The sequence below is a fragment of the Micromonospora sp. D75 genome, assembly GCF_018070405.1.
In the GTDB taxonomy this organism is placed as follows: Bacteria; Actinomycetota; Actinomycetes; order Mycobacteriales; family Micromonosporaceae; genus Micromonospora; species Micromonospora chalcea.
In genome coordinates, this window is the sequence record NZ_JAGPXV010000672.1 from 1 (window position 1) to 3,074 (window position 3,074).

Sequence of the window (3,074 nt, forward strand, 5' to 3'; positions counted from 1 at the left end):
GGCGCAGGTCCTCGTCGCGCCCGACGAACGTGGTGAGCGCGGCCCGCAGGTTGCCCCGCGTCACGGCCGTCGGCTGCCGCGGGGCCGCCTCGCCGCGCAGCAGCTCCAGGTGCGCGGCCCGCAACTGCGGCGACGGGTCGACGCCCAGCTCGTCGGCGAGCCGCTGCCGGATCCGCTCGTACGCGGCGAGCGCCTCGGCGGGCCGCCCGGCGGCGGCGAGCGTACGCAGGTGCAGCTCGGCCAGCCGCTCCCGCAGCGGATGCGCGGCGGTCAGCTCCTCCAGCTCGGCGACCAGCAGTTCCGGCCGCCCGGCGCGCAGCTCCGCCTCGATCCGGTCCTCCTGCGCGGTGAGCCGCAGTTCCGCCAGCCGCGCCACCGCTGCCGCCGCGTACGGCGCGTCGGCGACCTCGGCCAGCGCCGGCCCCCGCCACAGCGCGAGCGCGTCGCGCAACGTCGTCCGCGCCGTCGCCGCGTCCCCGTCGCGAAGCGCCGCCCGCCCCTGCCGGGCCAGTCGCTCGAACCGCCCGGCGTCCACGTCGTCCGGGTCCAGGTCGAGCCGGTAGCCCGCCGGGCTGCTGCGTACCCCGAGCCCGGGCACCGCCCGGCGCAGCCGGGACACGAGCGTCTGCACCGCGTTGGCGGTGTCGGTCGGCGGCTCGTCGCCCCAGAGCGCCTCGGCCAGCGCGGGCACGCTCACCGGCCGGCCCGGGTCCAGCGCGAGGCGGATCAGCAGCGCCCGCAGCCGCGCCCCGGCGACGTCGAGCGGCCGGTCGCCGTCGCGGACCTCAAGCGGCCCGAGGATCCCCACCCGCACCATGTCACTCTCTCACCCGCCGGCGAACCGATGGTGGCAAGATCGCGGGCGTGACGAGTGTGTCCCGCCCGCTGCCACGGCTCGTGGGGCCGGAGGCGTTCGCGGACGTCCCCGCCGACCGGCTCCTGGCGGTGCTGGAGGCGGTCACGATGGTCCTCACGCTCCCCCACCGCGCCGCCGAGCGGGTGGACGCGCTGGTGGTGGCCACCGGCCAGGGCGAGGACTGGCGTCTCACCGACGCGATCCGCGCTTGGGAGACCGGCCCGGCGCTGCGGCACCTGCTGGTGGCGAACACCGACTCGGCCGAGCGGACGTACCGCCCGCTCACACTGGACCGGCTGCGCGGACTCGGTCTGCGCCGGGTCGACGGGGTCGTGCTCCAGGCCGAGCCGGTCACCGGCACCGGCCGGCAGGCCACCTGGGTCGTGGAGCAGGTACGGGCGCTGGGCATCGGCAGCGTCGCGCTCGTCGTCTCGCCGTACCACCTGGTCCGGGTCTACCTCACCGTGCTGCGGGCCTGCGACGACGCCGGCCTGCGGATCCCGATGGTGCCGCTACCAGTGGCTGTCGCACCGGACGCCCCGGTGCCGGAGACCGGCGCGGCCGGGTACGACCTGGTGGCCGGCGAGGTCAGCCGGCTGCTCCGCTATCCCGGCCAGGGGTGGATCGCCACCCCGGAACGGCTACGCGACTACCTGCGCTGGCTCTGGTCCGCGCACCGTCCCCTGCTCACCGGCGCCTGAAGGTTCCCCGGCGGGCTACGCGTCGGGGATCCGGACCGTGAGCACCCGGGTGAGGATGCGGAAGCCGGCCGCGTCGTACATCCTGCGGGCCGGGTTGCCGTCGACCACCGACAGGCCGACGGACGGCAGTCCCGCCTCCCGCGCGCCGCGCAGCGCGTGGACGAGCAGCGCCCGCCCGAACCCGCGCCGCTGTGCCCGGGGCGCGACACCGAGGTTGAGGATCCAGACGCAGTCGTCGTCGGTCCACGGCACCGGCCCGGCGCACAGCACGTGCCCGGCGCTGCGGCCGTCCGGGTCGATCAGCCGGGCCGAGGCGGGCACCAGGGGCGGCACCGGCTCACCGGTGTCGAACATCGCCCGCACCTGTTCGGTGTCGCTGGGCTGCCAGCGGCCGTCCGGGTGGTCCGGGCCGTACGCCGCGTCCAGCCCTGCGGCGAGGTCGTCGTCCCAGCCGGGGGCGCCGAGCGACCAGCCGTCCGGCAGCGCCACCGGCTCGGGCACGTCGGTCAGGTCGTGCCGCATGTCAGTGGCGGCCCGGCTCAGCTTCAGCCCGTCGGCCACCAGCGCCGCCGCCAGCGCCTCGTCCGGCGTCTCCAGCCGATGCCCGGCGAGGTCACGCCGCACCTGCGCGACGAGCCGGGTGAGCGGCGCCCCGGCCAGCGGCCTCACGCCGGCCGCGACCCGCGTGCCGTCGTCGTCCCGCAGCCGCATCCGGGCCAGCGGCACGTCGTCGGCATCGAACAGCAGCGAGTCGTCAGGGGCGTCAGGGTGCGGTAGTACCGGCATTCGCGGCAGCGTACCCGGCGCGCCCCGCCCCCGCTTCCCCGCCGATCTTGGAGTTGTGGCGCCTGAATCGCCCTACTCGGTGGCATTCGTCAACCGCCACAACTCCAAGATCGACTAGTGCGCCCGCGGGCGGCCAGGGCGCGGGCCTAGGGTTGGGGGGTGAGCAGGGTCGATCGGGGTAGCAGGACGATCGGGGCCGCGCCGGCAGCGGTGTACGGGGCGCTCGTGGACCGGGCGGCCCTGGAGGCTTGGTTGCCGCCGGACGGGATGCGCGGGCGGATCGAGCGGTGGGATCCTCGGCCCGGGGGCGGGTTCCGGATGGTGCTCACCTATCTCGATCCGGCGGGCAGCCCGGGCAAGACGTCGGACGGCACCGACGTGGTCGACGTCGGGTTCGCCGAACTCGTACCGGCGCGCCGGGTCGTGCAGACCGCCGTGTTCCAGGCCGACGACCCCGCGTACGCGGGCACCATGACCATGACCTGGCACCTCGCAGCGGCCGGCGACGGCACCGAGGTGACGGTCACGGCCACCGGCGTACCACCGGGCATCGACCAGGCGGTGCACGAGGAGGGCATCGCGTCCTCGCTGGCGCACCTGGCCGCGTACCTCGAATCGGGCGGCTGACCTCGGCGGACGCCGGGATTGGCGGCGGTTTTTGCGGGTAGCCGCCGGCGGTGACCGGGCAGCGGGAGGGGCGCGGCGGCCGGCGGCGGTCGTCGCGGCGCGCC

At 76.5% G+C, this 3,074-nt stretch carries 4 protein-coding genes; 2 read left to right on the forward strand and 2 right to left on the reverse strand.

Annotated features, from left to right (window positions below):
* Window positions 1-817 (reverse strand): AfsR/SARP family transcriptional regulator (locus tag KBX39_RS27450; RefSeq protein WP_210873251.1); only part of this gene is annotated, 817 nt, incomplete at its 3' end.
* A gap of 56 nt (window positions 818-873) precedes the next feature.
* On the opposite strand from KBX39_RS27450, the gene KBX39_RS27455 reads away from it, so the two are divergent.
* Window positions 874-1,557: a hypothetical protein gene (locus KBX39_RS27455; protein WP_210873257.1), complete on the forward strand. Its 684-nt coding sequence runs from the start codon at window positions 874-876 to the stop codon at window positions 1,555-1,557.
* 15 nt (window positions 1,558-1,572) lie between these two features.
* Here KBX39_RS27455 and KBX39_RS27460 read toward each other — a convergent pair whose 3' ends face one another.
* Complete coding sequence (locus KBX39_RS27460) at window positions 1,573-2,343, reverse strand: GNAT family N-acetyltransferase (RefSeq protein ID WP_210873253.1); 771 nt, start codon at window positions 2,341-2,343, stop codon at window positions 1,573-1,575.
* Window positions 2,344-2,502: 159 nt separating this feature from the next.
* Between KBX39_RS27460 and KBX39_RS27465 the strand changes: the two genes are divergently transcribed.
* On the forward strand, window positions 2,503-2,970 hold the full coding sequence (locus tag KBX39_RS27465; RefSeq protein WP_210873255.1) for an SRPBCC family protein: 468 nt from the start codon (window positions 2,503-2,505) through the stop codon (window positions 2,968-2,970).
* Window positions 2,971-3,074: the final 104 nt, after the last annotated feature.

Coding starts and splice junctions, on each gene's coding strand:
- KBX39_RS27460 (WP_210873253.1), bottom strand. CDS start 2,343: ATGCCGGTACTACCGCACCCTGACGCCCCTGACGACTCGCTGCTGTTC.